Source organism: Lysinibacillus sp. JNUCC 51, assembly GCF_015999525.1.
GTDB classification, from domain to species: domain Bacteria; phylum Bacillota; class Bacilli; order Bacillales_A; family Planococcaceae; genus Lysinibacillus; species Lysinibacillus xylanilyticus.
In genome coordinates, this window is the sequence record NZ_CP065545.1 from 2,216,700 (window position 1) to 2,233,767 (window position 17,068).

The window sequence follows — 17,068 nt, forward strand, 5'->3', positions numbered from 1 at the left end:
TATAAGAATTCTCTAGCTTTGCTTCTTTTTTATGGTTTAGGTGAATACTGGATATCAACATATTTTTGTGAAGTATGGCCTGTACCATTTGTCTCTTTTTGATAAGCCCAGACAATATTTCCATATTGATCTTTTGTGAATAAAAATACTCTTTGACCAGTTTTAAACACATTCTTAATTCCACCAGGGGTAGTAGATGGGTTAGCTACAAGAGGTAAGATTGCACTACCATCTGCTGCTTTTTTAATAGAACCTTTACCAAATGAAGATATTCCACTATCGGCCGGTTTATTATTTTTAACACTATCTATTATTAATTGCGGGTCTAATGTTGTTTTATTCGCCATAGTAACCGCATAGAAATATTCTTGGTTTAATTCAAGCAGTGTCAGAATATTTATAGAAACATTCATTGTTGTTGAATTGTATTCTGCAGGTACGCCCTCAACATTCCCTGTTAAGTTAGCATAACTCATTGTGTTATATGCATCTTTACCTGGATATACATACTTACCGAAGTCAGCTAAATCAAACTTATTACCTTCAGAGCCTGAAATAATGTAATCACGAGCTATATCATCTTTCATCTTCACAGTAAATGATTTGTCCGCCGTACCAGAGGTAGTTGGTTTAATAATTAACTGACTTTCCTCTGTTGTCGCTTTCCCCTGTGTATACTTAACAAATTGATATTGTGAAGTAATATCTTGACCCGCGTCGTCTGTAATTGTTAATAGACTTAGATCTTTAATAGAAGAATCGCCTTTTTCATCACGCATTATGGCTTCACTGAATGAAATCGTAAACGTATCATCTAGATTACGATATACAATATTGTGTTTCTTTTCTTTATCAACCGTCATCTCAAAACGTGGTGGTGTGCCATCGGAATAGAAATCTTGTTTCATCCAACCATCATTTGATTCATCGTGATTTCCATTTGTATTGGCTTTATAAACCGTAAAGTTACCATACGTATCCTGTGCACCTAAATAAACAACATATTCGGTATGTGGTGTTAAAGTAACCCCTGTCAAATCTAAAGGTCCAGACGCACCTTTTCCACTTTTTTTAACTACAGGACTTGATTTAAGCTTGTCTTCTAATGTTTTTCTTTCTGCTGCCGTATCAATAGTTAGCTTTGCATCCGGATTATCTGTTCCATCAGCATTTTTCTTTGGTACGAACCAGTAATGCAGATTTGTTGTCTCATCTGTACTGAAACTTACAGTGGCTTTCGTATCGTCAGGACCTTTTTTTGCAGTCCCAGACTTAATCTCTAAATCAGTAACTAATGGTGCTTTTGAATCCCCAAATATTTCTTTAGAAACTATATCGGAAAGATCGCCACCACGGTCTTTTAATACCATATGAACCGAATAGCTTATAAATGGATTTAGTTTATTTTTATCAATAACAATAGGGAATTTCTTTGTTTTCTCTTCTAAGTCGGCAGGACCAGAGCCAATTTCAATATAAATATCTTTTCCGCCTATTTGGAAGTAGCCTGATTTTAATGATGAATCAGTTGCAAATTCATTATAGAAATCTCTCTTCGTAATGCCTTTATCTTTTAAATATTGTTCAAATGTTTTTGTTTCATTGTTGTCTACGACTGTATCAGGTAACACCATGTAGTAGTACGTCCCTGCTTTATTTGGCTTAAATTCTACCTCAGCTCGTTTATAGTTATCAGATTGGTCAGGTTTACTAACAACATTTTCAATCGTAATGATAGGGTCAACGAATTTTTCATGCACATATTCTGCAAAGTTTCGAACATTTTTACCAGGTTCAACAGTATTGGTATTTTCAAATTCATTGCCTGCCAAATCCTTAACACCAGGTAGGACAGTTACACGTAATGTATCTCCATAAACAAAACCTGTTTCTGATGGAATTGTTAATAATACTTTTTTATCGCCTTCTTTATACTCTACAGAAGAAGGTTTAATTTTTTTCTGACCTGTCGTATTGACGATAACTGTTCCTGATAAATCGTAGTTATTTACATCTCGAGCACTTTTAGGGTCTAATGCTTCATTTAGATAAATGTAGAATTGGTTTTCTTTTCCAACAGCAAGTTCTAGTTTCGTCTTCTCTACAAAAGGATGAATTTCATCTAACTCAAGTGTTTTAATCAACGTTTTAGCAACCTTCGATATATTACCTGAGTCATCTCTCACTGCTATAAAGAAGTCATATTCTGTTTTGGCCTCTAGATTTTCTAACAGTAAGGTCTTTGTTAACTCAGCGGCAGTATTGCCAGTAATCTTACCCTTATTTGCTGATTTTACAATTTCCTCAGCTGTTGGTGCAGGAGCTGTATCCGATTTTTTACGTACTATATAGAAATATTCCCCAGACTTTGTTGAATTAAATGTTACTTCTGCTCTTTTTCCTCCTGGAAGTGAATTTATAGATTTAAATGTCACTACAGGTGCTATAGTATCCTTCATTTTGAATTCTTGTGATTTAATATCCGAAACATTTTTCGCCCCATCAACGACCATCACATAAACAACATATTCTTTTTTCTCACCTAAATTAGTGATTTTAATAGTGTTTTTGCCATTCACTGCTGCGCTCGATCCATGTGCGGCATTTTCAGTAGAAATGCGATTTACCATTTCTTTTTTCGTCGGTGCATCGGCGCCTTTTTCACGAACAATATAGTAGTAAGTTCCAACTTTATCTGAAGTGAAATCAACCTGAACATCACTACCACTTAAAACTGATACATTCGTAATGTCGATTAACGGTTTTGTTTTATCAGCTGGTTTTTGATTATCAATATCGTCTTTATCGACTGGTTTACCGTCTTCATCTACAATATTACCGATATTATCTTTATCCTCTAAGAAGTCGTCGAAGATATTATTCGGTCCCTCGCCCTTCGGTATAATCACTTTGTCAACATACGTGTAATCTCCAATATCAACCCAACCGTATACATTATCAACATACAGAACACCTACACGACCATCTAGATATAGCTCTAAATCTGTATAGCTATTGTAATTAATCCAGTCAATCTTGCCATCTCCGTAAACCGTTAGCTTCGTTTCTGTATCAAGGTTTAGTGTGCCAATATTTCCTTGAATCTCAAATTCACGAACATTCCCGATGATGTCTACACGTGGTAGCTTCATATTTGTTTCGATTTTTGTACCGCTTTGAGAGACAACTAGTCGTGATACAGTACTGTTATAAAATTCAATATGTTTTTCAACATTTTTCATTGTCACTTTATCTTTAGACCAGTTCTCAAATGGTTTGTTTTTATCAGGATTCTTGTCGGAATTCTGATCTGTCCAATTTTGAAGATCTGTTGCTGGACCGTTATTAGATGAGGATGAGCCTTCATCATTTGGATTATCTGGATTAGACCAGTTGATAAATGCTGTATTGGTGCTTGCTATACGGCCTAACGATAATGGCTTATAGTAGGAAACGCCTAATTGTAAAGGTGGACGTACCGTTTCGTTGACAAGCATAGTGCCAGTCAGGGTAACATTTGAAAATTCAATATAGTTCCCATTAACAACGATTGTCCCACCAAAGGACCCGTGATTGCCATCAAACTCTAGAAATCTTGAGCTTGTCCCACTTGCATTCAATGTAAGTTTTGAAACAGAGCGAATGGTTTTACCTGAAAGATCCCCTTCAATAAGTGCTCCTTTTAATACCGGTGCATTATCTTCGTTAAAAATATGTGAGAGACTTTTTGGAACTGAGTAATGCTCGCCATTTATGTAGATAGTGTCATCTTCAACACCTGTAATTTTTAAAGATGTGGCATTACCCTTCTTCTCTTGCGAACGCACAATAAAGGATGAAAATTGTCCACGTGTTACCGCATTAAATGGTGAGAAAGTGACAGATGTTGTCCCTTCTGTAATCTTTAAATCTACTAAAGTTTGGATATAGATGGCGTTGCTTGTTTGGCTAGTTACATCTTTGAAACTATTATTGTAATTAGATGCTACCTCAAATTTAAAGCCAAGCACTAAAATTTTCGCTAATTGCCCGCGTGTAACCACTTCATTAGGCATAAATGTTCCGTTTGAATACCCAGACATGATTCCTGCATTTTGTAAAGCAGCTACATACTTGTAATACTCACTGTTTTTCGGGACATCTTTAAAATAAGGATCTTGGACATTTTTCAAATCTAAGTTTAGAACAGTCGCTAGCATTTTTGCCGCCTGACCACGTGTTACACTTTGATTTGGTCGAAAAGTTTGGTCTGCATACCCACTAATCGCACCTGCATTGTATAGTTTTAAAATATCGTTATAATGACTTGAATATGGGTCAACATCCGTAAATGGTGAAGAAGCTGCAGCTGCCTTTTGTGGTGGTGGCACTACAACAGCAATCCCGCTAGTAGCAAAAACAGTTGCTATAAGTGCTTTATTCACTTTTTGGACTTTGGTTTTATCCATCCCACTCTTCCTTTCATCTATGTATTTGATACGTTCAAAATATCATTTTCATCATACTCTTTATATCGACAGGTATATAGTGAACCTTCATAGATAATTCTAAAATACTGGAATAAAATTGTTAACAAAATTTAGAAATAAAATAGAAAGTTCATTATCAAAAGTTAGAGAAGACATTTGTCGATTGGAGTAGAGACTTGGCGACTCAGTGGGGATTAGCAACAGAGGAACGATGGCCAAAACCATCACATCCTGTGATAACGCCTTCGTGACCAACATCGGTGCTGTTGCCATTGCCGCTTCGCTTTCGCACAGAATGAAACCCTTTTGCTGCCGCTGCCGCTTCGCTTTCACGCAAAAAACATCTGTTGGCCTGAGACCCTGGAGCGCCAGCAAAGCGACTCAGTCGGAACGGAAATCAGCTCCACTTTATTGTGATGAATTGAATACTTTGAAGATTTATCGGAACAATTTTAGCTTTTATCGGAATATTTACTCGTTTTATCAGAACAATTTCAGTTTCATCCAAACCATTTTACTTTTAACCCCACATAAAAAAGCCAAGGAGCATCGGTGCTTACTTGGCTTTAACAATATATAGGCATACATCTAGTCGTACTTGTGATGTCATAAGGGAAAGGGGGATAACCTTACATCTTGTCAAGTCGATCGAGAGATGCGTCCCGAGTTTACGTATCATTTGAACAGAATTTATAAGTCATTTGGGGGAATGACTTATAAATAGCTTGCCCAAATGATCGTTGCATTAATCATGTACCCCAAAAATTAGAAATGTATGTCTATTTCAACACATTTTTTTATTTTTTTATTTTTTCTTGTTCTGCTACTATGACTCGATTCCGTCCAGCTTGTTTTGCAAGATACAGCGCACCATCCGCCGCTTCAATTAACTTTTCTGTCGTATCAGCCATTTGTGGATACACTGCAACACCTGCTGATAATGTAACTGGGCGACCACAAGGACTTATAGTATGTGTCAAAATATCGCGTAGTTGCTCGGCCACCTGCGCCGCTTCCTCAGCAGAAGTATTCGGCAATAACATTACAAATTCCTCACCACCGTAGCGACAGCAAACATCTCCTTTACGAGCGACTGCTTTCATATTTTGAGCCAAAAATTGTAGAACTTTATCACCTACAGCATGCCCATATGTATCATTAACACTTTTAAAATGATCTAAATCAAGTAAGATTAAGGCATGTGGCAAATCATTTTCAAGCCACTCAGCTAGCATCGCATCCATTGTGCGACGATTGGTTACACCTGTTAACGGATCTGTTGTAGATTGATCTTTAAAATAGGACACCTGGCCCTGTAAAAATGTTAAACTCCGAATGAGTGCACTTTTTAGATAGTGCGCTTCAAAATACCAACTACGTACAGATTTCAAGCCTTCTACATTTTTTGATTCCATGCTCTCCTCTGTTAAAGTAGCTAATTGCTGTAAAGGATTGGCAATACGTGCTGCCATCCAAAGGACAATAAAAATTGAAATTAGCATAAGCGGAATGGATTTTATAGCTACATCCTGCACTCTATCAAATGAAGGAGCTAACGCTACATTTAACGGTCTTTGAGCAACTACTCCCCAGCCTGTTAAAGGTACGCTGCTATAACCAGCAAGCATTTCCACTCCTCTAGTATTCAATACTTGCTGAGCCCCGTTTTTTCCTGAAACCACTGCTTGGACAACTTTATTATCGATAGCAATATCATTAACTAGGCTTGGGTCCTGGTGATAGATAACGCGACCATCAGAATCAACTACGTACACATATGAACCATCATGATAATAATGCTCTCCGAGTAAATCATTGAAAACATTTCGTTCCTTTAAATGAATTGTTCCACCTACCATTCCTAAATATTCATTTGTCTCTGAAAATATAGGATACGATATAAAAATAAGGAGGCGCCCGGTCATTCCCTTATAAGGCTTTGAGACAAGAGGTTCCCTTTTAGATAGAGCCTCTTTTGCTCCAACTGATGTTAATACTTCACCTTGTACCTCTTCAGATGGTGGTGAAATAGATAAAACAAGACCTTTTGCATTTGTGATAAGAACAGAGTTAAACATGTTATTTTGAGTTTTTAAACGCTCTGTTTCCTGAACCAATGCATTTTTATCATGCATTTTGGTCTTTATCGTACTGGCGCTATACCCTAAAATCTGAAAAGATTCTTCAAGATAAGAACTTGCGGTTGTTGCTAATTTTTGCGCATATACTCGATTCGTTTCAAGCGTATTTTCTTTAATCGAAGCAACATTCATACGGTAACCACTCCAAACGCTACCAATTCCTGTTAAGAAAAAAGCAGCCATAGCAACACCCATGATTAAATACTTTAACTTTATCTGTTTTGGTTTCATTTTCTGTCTTTTACCCCTAGTTTATAATTTCCTCTCTCATTATATTAAAGCACAAAAAAATTCCTTATTAAGAAAATTTCTTTTAATGAGAAAAAAGTATTTGTAAAAATAGTACTTTCATGGCCCTCTATAACAAAAATAATGCTCGCCACTTAAACGTGGAGTTGATTTCCGTTCCGGCTCCAATCAACTTTAACAGATATTATCCTTTAAGAAGCCATATAGTAGGTGGAGTTCCAGATATTTAGCATCGTTAACAGGACAAATATATAGTATTTTATATCTATAAAGCTTTTATTATTTTGTCAGATTTTTATTATAAATTTATTATTAAAAGAGGGTTTAAATATGTTGTTACGCAAAGTAGCTCCAATAATGGTTGGTTTTAGTATGGCTCTTTGGACGAATACTTCTCTCAATCCGAATAAGTCAGCTCATACAAAAGTAACAAATACACAAAAAACTTTGTCACTATCTAGCTTTCAAAGTGAATATTTAATGAAATGGCATCAAGTAGAGATGGACTACTCCCAATTTTCTCTCGTAGGAAAGCATAATTTCAATGAGGTCGGAGGATATGAAACACGCACTGGGCATAGCTTATTTGGTATTCCTATCGGTTCTAACCGAATAGATGTGAAAAGAAAATATGGTCTTCCACTTAGAGACATTCACTATCAAAATACAAGCTATGTGCTCAATTACAATGATTGTGAAGGCAATACTACACATGGGACCTATTTAATTGATGGTCACTATGTTACTTTTTTCTATGATTTGCACAAAAACAATATTGTTCGTTCTATTATTTGGATAAACGCTAAAACCGAATTAAGTAAACGTGGTTATTATAGTAAGCCTTCCTATGAATTACGAACAGGACTTGAAGATTTAATGGTTGATCTTATTAACCATGAGCGGGCTATTGAAGGATTGCAACCACTCATTTATGACAATGGGTGTAACCCTATTGCTCGGCAGCATAGTAGCAATATGATCACACATCAATTTTTTAGTCATGAAGATCATAAAGGAAATCATTCCAATGACCGCCTCACTGCTGGTGGAGTTAATCACTATTGGTATGGCGAAAATATAGCACATGGTCAGCCCAATAGTATATTTGCCCATGAAGCACTTATGAATTCCAAAGGACATCGTATAAATATTTTAAGAAAAGAATTTACACATATTTTTGTTGGTGTCTGTTTTAAAGACAGCGGTGCACCCTATTATACAGTTAACTTTTATTCCAAGTAATTTGAATGGCAAAAATCTCTATGCAGAAATCTATTGCATAGAGATTTTTTGTAGCCTTGTCGATATCTGTAAGGATGCTTTAACTTCTTTCAGCGGATGTAGCCGACACTTCGCTTTCGATACAGAAATAGTTGATTGGTTGAACAAATCGAACGAAATCACCCCCATGTTATGAAAATAATTCTACATTCTGAATATTTTTACTTTTATCGTTATTCTGACATATAATTTTTCAACTAAATATTCTATAATAAAAATTAACATAGTCAAGCCATCAATTCTTCTGTTATAATACTGATAATTTATCACCATTCTGTATCAATACAGTGGTGATGCATGCTTTTCACAAAATGGGGATTATGAGAAAAGCGCTACAATGCATTTTTGAATACAATGTAGCCTACACAAAAAGGGGTTGGGAGATTTGGGTATTTTAAAGGGGTTAAAAATTCTCGATTTTTCTGCATTACTACCGGGACCAATGGCGACAATGATTTTTGCTGATTTAGGCGCTGAGGTTATTCACGTTGAATCATCAAAGCGCGTAGATTTAACACGTATTATGCCTCCTTACGACGATGATCACGAGGCGTATATTCATCAACATTTGAATCGTTCTAAAAAGTCATTAACATTAAATTTAAAATCTCCTGAAGCTATTGAGATTGTTAAGTCACTCGTGAAAGAGTACGACATAATTATCGAAGGATTTCGGCCTGGTGTCATGCAACGGCTTGGCATCGGCTATGAAGCACTAAAAGAAGTAAATCCTAAGGTTATTTACTGTGCTATTACAGGCTATGGACAAACCGGACCATATAGCAATCGGCCTGGACATGACAATAACTATTTATCATTAGCTGGCATACTTGATTATTCACGTCATAAAGATAAAAAACCTGTCTCAATGGGTGTTCAGCTAGCCGATATTGCTGGGGGAACAATGCATTCAGCAATTGGAGTACTCGCAGCTGCTTTACACCGTGAAAAAACAGGTGAAGGGCAATATATTGATATAAGTATGACCGATGCTGTATTTTCACTCAATGCTATGTATGGTTCTGCTTATATTGGCGGCGGTCGTGTACCTCAGCCTGAGCAGGAAATTTTAAATGGTGGTAGCTACTATGACTTTTACAAAACAAAGGATGGCCGATTTTTCTCGGTAGGAAGTCTTGAACCTCAATTCCGCAGATTACTCTGTGAGGCGCTTGATATTCCTGAGCTCATTGATAATACGTTTAATGATTCATACTATACACAAATTCGTTTTAAAGAAGCTGTCCATGATGCGTTTTTATCGAAGACTTACGAAGAATGGCTTGAAGTATTTACCGAGGATTTCGAGGGATGTGTCGAACCTGTATTAACTTTCCCGGAGGCATGCGATCATCCTCAGCTTAAGGCTCGTGGTATGATTGTTGATATTCCTAAAAGCGACGGTACTACGCAAAAACAAATTGCTTCTGCTTTTAAGTTTGACGGTGTTAAGCCGCAGTACAAGCATGTCGGTGCCAAGCTTGGAGAGCATAATGAGGAAGTGTTGTCTTCACTTGGCTATAGTGTCGAGCAAATTGCTGACTTAAAGGACAAAGGGGTTTTAGAATAATATTGGCCAACTGTACAAAATAAAAAAGGTGTCTAATGCTGCAATTAAAATACATTAGACACTTTTTTGATGTGGTCACTCAGTCTTTGCCACGGGACGACTGAACTCCTTTATTTTTTGTTCCAAAAGCGAAGCGACAGGTACGGATGTTTGTACACCGGCTGAAATAATTAAACATATGCACTTATAAAGACTCGTAGTTTTTCGAAATGATCATCAATGAGTAAATATTTTTTATAAATTTCCATCAATTTTTCAAACAGCTCATACTGCTCCGTCACAAATAAAACTTTTAATATATTGAGCATATGCGTGGATGCGCTCTGCGCTACCGAATAGCAAGGCGTTTCTATCTGACGATAAAGTCGACGCCATTCTTCCACAGACAAGCCGATATGCTGTAATGAATTATTAACATGAAGAGCAATATCCTGCTGAACTGATGCCTCAATCGCAATAAATTGCTCATTACTATAGTTACTCTGTACTAAAGAGGCATGTATTTTTTTATTGGATGCTAGTACATGTTCTTTTAAAAGCAGGAGCCCCTCTTGATAACGCCCCATTTTTACATAATGATCAAGCAATACTGCATACAAGTTTTCTAAAAAATTTAGTTCATAATTTTTAATAATGGCAGGAGGTGTTGGTTTACGATTCGGCAATAAATCCTTATATTCCAACAAAATCTCTATCGCATAATTATTAAGTCGTTCATCTTCTAATAAATACTCACCGTAATGAATAACAGTTTCGTGGCTCTGCTCCCGATGCGCTATATGAAACAGAAGATAGGCAATCAAAGCTTTTTCTTTCTCTGTCAATGCATACATTGAATAACGCCAATCCGCTTCAAAAGAAGTAATTAGCGCTTTAACACACCGATAATCCCCTTCCGATAGACGATAGTGCGTTACAATTTGGTAAAGATGTAACTGTTTTTTAGCCAGGCAAGTAGAATTACGGTTATCCACATAAGTTATACACTTATCCAGTGTTCCTCTATAATTATTCACAAAGTTATCCACATGTACACAAGTTTTTCTTGTAGATTGCTCAATATGCCCCATCATTTCATGGATAAATGTGAATTGTTCTAATGGTTTGTGGATAAACAGTGAATAAACTTTTTTTATGAAAAGCCAATGCCAAAATTGAGCTTCTCCTTTATAAATCATATGCACAAAATATTCATTTTCAAATTTATATAAAAATATAGTTTGTAGTTCGTTAACTGGCATTGTTATTTGCATACGCTTCCCGAAAATTAGCCAGATTAATCGTTCCAAGTCCATTGTATGCTGTGCAAAAAGCTGCTCAAAAAAGGTCTCCTTGCCTTTTTGCGTATAAAAAAAGGCATTGAGACGTTCAGTGACAAATTTAGTATCCAAACCATGTTTATTAAAAAAAGTTTGCATATCTGTCGTTACACGACCCCAATATTTTCGTGCAGTTGAAAACGCAATATTCATCGCTGTTTCCTCATTCACTAAAAATAAATTTGGTGAAAGTGCAGTACCTAGAATTTTCGGGTCTGCTGGTGAATCAATCTCTGCTTCTAACCATTTTGAAAGTAATTTTTCAGCACCCTTTTCACCACTTTGTTTATATGTCATGAATAACTGCTCATCACAATCCAACAGCATGCAACTGGATCCCCCCATCAAATTCAACCAACAAAGATCTTCCCCTATCCTGTAAAATACTTGATTATATCTTTTAACACTCTTTCTTCAATATAACAAATCTTATCCAACATATGCTAAAGAAATCATGATTTACATAAAAGAAATGACAACAAAAGTATTCGTGAAAAATCGACAACTTTAACTACAACGCATTAATAGATACAAAAAAATACGTCAAAGTTTTTGACGTATTTTTTCTGCATCGAAAGCGTACCGGCAATGTTTATTTTCATGAAGCGCAACACATTTTTTTGCCACATGCCCGAATTTATTCCTCACCAAAACAAAGGATACTTCCGTGTTTCTCGTAGATTATTTATGACAAGACCAAAGAATACGATAATGAGAGCACCAATAAGAACGGGCATTACTAGATAGCTCCATCCATAGCCTCCTAAAATAATTATAATTGGATTCGCTCCTGCTGGCGGATGAATAATTCCTAATAAGGCCATTAAAAAAATTGTTACACTTACGCCAAGGCTAATTGAGACAATGCTCGTCCCTAACAACGAATACATGGTCAAGCCGATAAAAGCTGAAATCAAATGACCTCCAATAATATTTCGAGGTTGGGACAATGGCGCATTCCAAACGACAAATACGAGTACGCAGCTTCCACCAAGTGACGCCATTAACCATGAGGCACCTGTATAGTTCGTCAACCAAAGCAACACAGAAATACATATTAGTCCACCGATTGCACCTGTTATGGCATCAGCAAAATTTGTGCGCGAAGGAGCATGTCCCCCACCTTTCATCTTGAATATATATGTTTTAATAGGTTTTGAGTTTTCTTCCTTGTCCTGCAAGCGTATGAAATCTGCCATGAGTTACCTTCCTCTTTATTCTAAATTCTATAGAACCGTATCGATTTCTAAGCTTGTTCTATTATAACACTACTAAAAAGAATTTAATTTCAAAATGTCGAATTTTAGACATAAATTCAAATCTGTCTTTCACCATATAAAAATATAATCCACACAAAAAAAGCAAACTATGAAATCTTCTAGTTTGCTTTCTTTCTGGGCTTTTCGGAATGCCTTTAATCATATTGTTTTTTCACTGGCTTATAAATTCTTGCTTTTTTTAGTACTGTTTTAGGTACTTGGAAGGTTGCTGTTACAACTCCAGGGTGACGACCAATTTCAATTGATCCTGTAATTGTCGCTCGATTCATAACCTCTGGCTCGCTCATCTCAAAAAGCCTTGCAGCACGGCTTATAGCATTAGTTGTTGCTTCATTTAATGATGTTCCAGAGCCAACAATTGATACAGGGAATACTTCCTCCACTTGTTTGACGCCGAATTCCTCAGCAAGCTCACGTGCACGACGTTTTTCTTCCTTTGTAAAAGGTTTAGCCGTATAAGGTAAATCCTCTGTATTTGGCAATAAAATAGGGCCATCCAAAGCCACCTTTTTCAACACACTTACCTGAAGTTGAACAATGCCGGCAACATCCGTTGTATGTCCTGCAATTTCTCCGTCACCTTGCATTGCGTGCATATCACCAATATACACACCGCCCCCCGGAACCTTTACTGGGCAAATTATTGTCGCACCCTCACGAACACGGCTTATATCCATATGTCCATCTGTACGATGTGTATCTAATTCAGTCTGCGTAAATGCATATTGATGTGGCGCACCGATTAAAAACGAACCAAAATCACCAGCATTATGGGAGTCTGGCATCGCCTTTGAAGGTGTTGTTCCAAGCTGCCCTAAAAAAGGTCTCATTCTTGCCATAACACCAATCAAATCACTTGTTGCTAATGCAACCACAGGATTTTGCACAGAGTTTTCAGGTGTACGCATATAATTTTTAGCATCAAGTGCTATACGGCGAGCCCCTTCTCGCCCAACAGTCACACCAATATTACCTTTATGATCTAGCACCATAGTATAGCCATTCGTCATATTAAAAGGTGATGTTTCTGTATCACATGTCGAACAACGAATGGCTTGCCGACCTATCCCTTTGACAACTGTACTAGGATGAAGCTTACCACAACCTGGGCATTTTACTGATACGAATGGATCCCCAATGAATCGATCTGGAATTACCTCATCGTGCCCAGATGCTGTTGCTATTGATGTCACCTGTATGGATTTAATTTTGATGACAATGGCGTCTCCTACCTCTGCCCCTTCTACAAATATAGGCTTTGTTACTTCATGCCCACCACGGATCGTCGGTGTTAGCATCGGGCCCCAACATCCCGGCGTAGTATTAGCAATAATTGTGCCACCATCTTTGACAGGTCCAAGCATTTTCTGTTGTGGATCTAAAATACCATCTATGAACTCATTTACGAATAATGTTTCGACGGCTTGCGGATGCTGTACAAGATCTCCACTTTCAAGGTCTTCACTTTCCATTTCTTCTTTTTCTAGCATTTGCAACTCGTTTATCATTTTTCGTCACGCTCCTAGTTCTGATTTTATGTATATACTTATGTTAAAAATGCTCTCCACAAAACGTAGAGAGCTATATTCCTTAATTGTTCATGTATAAATCAAATATGTGTGAGAAATCTTCTTTCTTGTATTTGTCCTTATGGTCAATCATCCAATTATTCGCAAAACGTGTAATCTCTTCGAAGGATGCAGATGGTGAGACATTGTCATTACCGATACGACCAATGGATGCAGAAGCAACGGATAAACTCTTTTCTGCCACCTCTAGCTTGTATGCATTTTGCTTTTGCTCATAGCTGATGGCATGCAACGCTTTATATAAATCTTTAATGTCATCGATAAAACGTTTATGAATATCAATTGATAATGGTGTATTGTCGATTGTAAATTTAATTTCGACATCAAGATCAATAGTTCCTGCTGTTTCGAGGAATACATCACTAATATTGTGCATTGAGTAGTCGTAACGACGCAGTAAACGCTTTTTGCTCATTGCGCTTTCACCGTCTACATGGATTATCGCACGATTTGTAAAGCAATACTCATCTGCCTTCGTCTTAATTAAAAAATAAATTTTCTCATCAATTTCATGCAGGATAAAATCATCTGCATCCGTCTTATCATAGTCCTCACGAGTGACAACTACCCCAATATCTGAAAGTCCGAGCGCGTCTGCTGCTATTTTTTTAAACATTGTTTGCCTCCTTAAATGGTTGATACTCTTATTACGCTTTACATCTGTAAAAAGTTTCAAAAAGCCTTAATGCTCTTAATAGTACTGACCTTTTCTCCAACCATTTTGTAGTTTGAAGTTAATTATCTGTATTCTGGATTATAATTTTCTTTATAATATAGCCCACTTAACGAAATAAGATTATCTAAATCCGGATAGCCATTACTGTTTGCCCATTTTGAAATAGGGAACTGATCGGTTAACATTTTTATATTTTTTATTCAAGGAATGTCTCAATTCCTTTTTTAAGCAAATTTCATTTATAATGAGTCACATAAAGTGATATTTCAATCGGTAACTTTTATTTCAAATAATAAGGAATTGCTTATCGCGCTATTACTAAACTTATTAGCCATACGCTATTCTTAAACTACTACAATAAAGAAGAAAGGACGTGGAACTATGCAAGAACCAACTATTCTAGTGGTGGATGATGAGGCAGATTTAGCAAACCTTCTAAAAGTCAGCCTACAAAGAGAAGGTTATAAGCAAATTCATACAGCTGGCTCCATTCAAGAAGCTTGGACAAGCTTTCAACAGACTCAACCCGATATTGTACTTCTTGATGTGATGCTTCCTGATGGTGAGGGCTATGATTTATGTCGGCGTATTCGAGAAGTGTCGCATGTGCCGGTGCTTTTCATGTCAGCGAAAAATGAGGAAATAGATAAAATTTTAGGACTTGCTATCGGAGGAGACGATTACATTACGAAACCTTTTAGTCCTAAAGAGGTTGCCTATCGTGTGAAGGCACAGCTTCGTAGAGCAGGCTACCAAACGCAAGAAACAGCGCCAGTCACTTCCGTAAAGTCTATTCAAGTTGGTCCATTCTTGCTTAATGGTGATGAAACGGAGGTACATAAGGGCAATGATTTATTGGAGCTAACGGCTAAGGAGATCGGCTTAATGGCTTGCTTTATGCACAATCCTAATCGAATTTTAAGTAAAGAGACATTGTTTGAGCGTGTATGGGGAGAAGACTTTTTTGGCTCAGATAATACCGTAATGGTGCATATTCGACGTCTGCGTGAAAAGGTTGAGAAGGATGCATCAAAACCTGTGTATATTACAACTGTAAAAGGGCTTGGCTATAAATTTGTCGTTCCAAAAGAGGAGCAAGTATGAAATGGAAATTAACAGCTAGATTCCTTCTGTCTGTGCTGTCTATTGTTATTATTGTTATTTTCGTAAATACGGCCATTCTAATCGGGCTCCTCTCTTATCGGCTAGCAAATGATTATGATGGTGTACAAGCAACTACAGAGGAAAACTTTGTCCGGGACTTCCAGAAGTATATTGAAATCAGTAATGGTACGCCTGCAGTAAATGAAGAGGGGCTTCAACACTTACATCAGCGAAATGCTTGGATTCAATTGCTAGATGTAAATGGCCAGGTTCTTGAATCTCATTTTGCACCAGATAAGGCTCAGGCGCATTATGCACCCATCGATTTAATTCAAGTATATAAATATAAAGAATTTGATGCTGATACTACGGTCTATGTAGGCAGTAAAGATGATGTTAGTTATCTCATTGGTATTAAGGGTAGTGGTACTACAAGATTAGTCATGCATTTTTCTGGCCCATCAGTATTACAGTTTATTGGCAAGTTTGGGTTATTCATTGTTATTGCCGACTTATTAGTAGCTACATTAGTTGGATGGCTTTTCGGTCGTACGTTGACCAAACCTCTATATGCACTGATTGAACGTATTCGTCATTTAAAAAATCGTGAGCATTTGCCTAGTAAAATGCCTGGTGGTGTTTACAAACCAGTTTTTGAAAATTTAAAAGAGGTATCGAGAGAGCTCGCTGCACATGAGCAGGAACGAAAAAGATTAGAGATGATGCGCGAGGAATGGATCAGCAATGTCTCACACGATATGAAAACGCCCCTTGCCTCGATTCGTGGTTATGCTGAGCTGCTGAATGATGGGAAAATGACTCCTGGTGAACAAACAGAATATGCTCAGATTATCGAAAAACAATCATTGCATATGCAAGATTTATTAGATGATTTAAATTTAACTATGCGATTAAGACATCAACAGCTTCCCCTCAGCTTAATCGAGGTAAATATGGTGCAATTTATTCGTGAAATCGTAATTGATACACTTAATACACCACAATACGAGCAAGCCGATATTGAATTTAATGCAACTAAAGATGTCATCAAGTATCACATCGACGAACACTTTATGCGACGAGCGGTGATGAATTTTTTACACAATGCATTGCTTCATAATCCTTCTGATGTTGCAGTCAATGTTCTTGTTGATGATACTTCTATTACTATCTCTGATAATGGTAAAGGCATTTCTGCCGAAGATCTTGAACATATTTTTGAGCGCTATTATCGAGGGACAAATACTGAACAAACACTTGGTACTGGGTTAGGTACTGCTATTGCTAGAGATATTATTGAAGCGCACGGAGGAACTGTAACTATTACCTCTGAAGAACAACAAGGTACAACTGTCAGCATTCAATTACAAGAAGGAGAAAAGGAGTAGCC

The 17,068-nt window shown here is 37.0% G+C and carries 11 protein-coding genes; 4 read left to right on the plus strand and 7 right to left on the minus strand.

Features of this window, described 5'->3' with window-relative positions:
• Window positions 1–29 precede the first annotated feature (29 nt).
• The 3 genes from JNUCC51_RS10655 to JNUCC51_RS10665 all read right to left on the minus strand — a co-directional run bounded on the left by JNUCC51_RS10655 (window position 30) and on the right by JNUCC51_RS10665 (window position 6,841).
• Window positions 30–4,448, minus strand: coding sequence for an S-layer homology domain-containing protein (locus JNUCC51_RS10655; protein ID WP_337991952.1), 4,419 nt, complete (start codon window positions 4,446–4,448; stop codon window positions 30–32).
• A 99-nt stretch (window positions 4,449–4,547) separates the two neighbouring features.
• The gene (locus JNUCC51_RS10660; protein WP_337991953.1) at window positions 4,548–4,802 is read right to left on the minus strand and encodes a hypothetical protein; all 255 of its coding nucleotides are present in this window, start codon (window positions 4,800–4,802) and stop codon (window positions 4,548–4,550) included.
• 464 nt (window positions 4,803–5,266) lie between these two features.
• Window positions 5,267–6,841: a sensor domain-containing diguanylate cyclase gene (locus tag JNUCC51_RS10665; protein WP_337991954.1), complete on the minus strand. Its 1,575-nt coding sequence runs from the start codon at window positions 6,839–6,841 to the stop codon at window positions 5,267–5,269.
• Window positions 6,842–7,189: 348 nt separating this feature from the next.
• Between JNUCC51_RS10665 and JNUCC51_RS10670 the strand changes: the two genes are divergently transcribed.
• Both JNUCC51_RS10670 and JNUCC51_RS10675 read left to right on the plus strand, forming a co-directional pair.
• Window positions 7,190–8,101 carry a CAP domain-containing protein gene (locus tag JNUCC51_RS10670; protein ID WP_337991955.1) on the plus strand — a complete coding sequence of 304 codons (912 nt, stop codon included), beginning with the start codon at window positions 7,190–7,192 and terminating at the stop codon, window positions 8,099–8,101.
• A gap of 424 nt (window positions 8,102–8,525) precedes the next feature.
• The gene (locus JNUCC51_RS10675) at window positions 8,526–9,710 is read left to right on the plus strand and encodes a CaiB/BaiF CoA transferase family protein (protein ID WP_337991956.1); all 1,185 of its coding nucleotides are present in this window, start codon (window positions 8,526–8,528) and stop codon (window positions 9,708–9,710) included.
• Window positions 9,711–9,880: 170 nt separating this feature from the next.
• Here the strand turns inward: JNUCC51_RS10675 and JNUCC51_RS10680 are convergent, their stop codons facing one another.
• From JNUCC51_RS10680 to JNUCC51_RS10695, 4 genes are all read right to left on the minus strand, one after another.
• Complete coding sequence (locus JNUCC51_RS10680; protein WP_337991957.1) at window positions 9,881–11,356, minus strand: hypothetical protein; 1,476 nt, start codon at window positions 11,354–11,356, stop codon at window positions 9,881–9,883.
• 317 nt (window positions 11,357–11,673) lie between these two features.
• A complete protein-coding gene (locus tag JNUCC51_RS10685; protein ID WP_337991958.1) occupies window positions 11,674–12,228 on the minus strand; it encodes an HPP family protein in 555 nt (184 codons plus the stop codon).
• 215 nt (window positions 12,229–12,443) lie between these two features.
• Window positions 12,444–13,817 carry an acetamidase/formamidase family protein gene (locus tag JNUCC51_RS10690; RefSeq protein ID WP_337991959.1) on the minus strand — a complete coding sequence of 458 codons (1,374 nt, stop codon included), beginning with the start codon at window positions 13,815–13,817 and terminating at the stop codon, window positions 12,444–12,446.
• A gap of 82 nt (window positions 13,818–13,899) precedes the next feature.
• Window positions 13,900–14,514 (minus strand): PH domain-containing protein, encoded by a 615-nt coding sequence (locus JNUCC51_RS10695; RefSeq protein ID WP_337991960.1) that lies wholly within the window; start codon window positions 14,512–14,514, stop codon window positions 13,900–13,902.
• Window positions 14,515–14,955: 441 nt separating this feature from the next.
• Between JNUCC51_RS10695 and JNUCC51_RS10700 the strand changes: the two genes are divergently transcribed.
• The gene (locus JNUCC51_RS10700) at window positions 14,956–15,678 is read left to right on the plus strand and encodes a response regulator transcription factor (RefSeq protein ID WP_337991961.1); all 723 of its coding nucleotides are present in this window, start codon (window positions 14,956–14,958) and stop codon (window positions 15,676–15,678) included.
• A complete protein-coding gene (locus JNUCC51_RS10705) occupies window positions 15,675–17,066 on the plus strand; it encodes a sensor histidine kinase (protein ID WP_337991962.1) in 1,392 nt (463 codons plus the stop codon). The genes JNUCC51_RS10700 and JNUCC51_RS10705 overlap by 4 nt, the downstream gene beginning before the upstream one ends.
• Window positions 17,067–17,068: the final 2 nt, after the last annotated feature.

What these genes read in the sequence shown, in the direction of transcription:
- JNUCC51_RS10685 (WP_337991958.1), bottom strand. Translation starts at nt 12,228, where the DNA reads ATGGCAGATTTCATACGCTTGCAGGACAAGGAAGAAAACTCAAAACCT.
- JNUCC51_RS10700 (WP_337991961.1), top strand. Translation starts at nt 14,956, where the DNA reads ATGCAAGAACCAACTATTCTAGTGGTGGATGATGAGGCAGATTTAGCA.
- JNUCC51_RS10695 (WP_337991960.1), bottom strand. Translation starts at nt 14,514, where the DNA reads ATGTTTAAAAAAATAGCAGCAGACGCGCTCGGACTTTCAGATATTGGG.
- JNUCC51_RS10680 (WP_337991957.1), bottom strand. Translation starts at nt 11,356, where the DNA reads ATGCTGTTGGATTGTGATGAGCAGTTATTCATGACATATAAACAAAGT.
- JNUCC51_RS10670 (WP_337991955.1), top strand. Translation starts at nt 7,190, where the DNA reads ATGTTGTTACGCAAAGTAGCTCCAATAATGGTTGGTTTTAGTATGGCT.
- JNUCC51_RS10705 (WP_337991962.1), top strand. Translation starts at nt 15,675, where the DNA reads ATGAAATGGAAATTAACAGCTAGATTCCTTCTGTCTGTGCTGTCTATT.
- JNUCC51_RS10690 (WP_337991959.1), bottom strand. Translation starts at nt 13,817, where the DNA reads ATGATAAACGAGTTGCAAATGCTAGAAAAAGAAGAAATGGAAAGTGAA.
- JNUCC51_RS10655 (WP_337991952.1), bottom strand. Translation starts at nt 4,448, where the DNA reads ATGGATAAAACCAAAGTCCAAAAAGTGAATAAAGCACTTATAGCAACT.
- JNUCC51_RS10665 (WP_337991954.1), bottom strand. Translation starts at nt 6,841, where the DNA reads ATGAAACCAAAACAGATAAAGTTAAAGTATTTAATCATGGGTGTTGCT.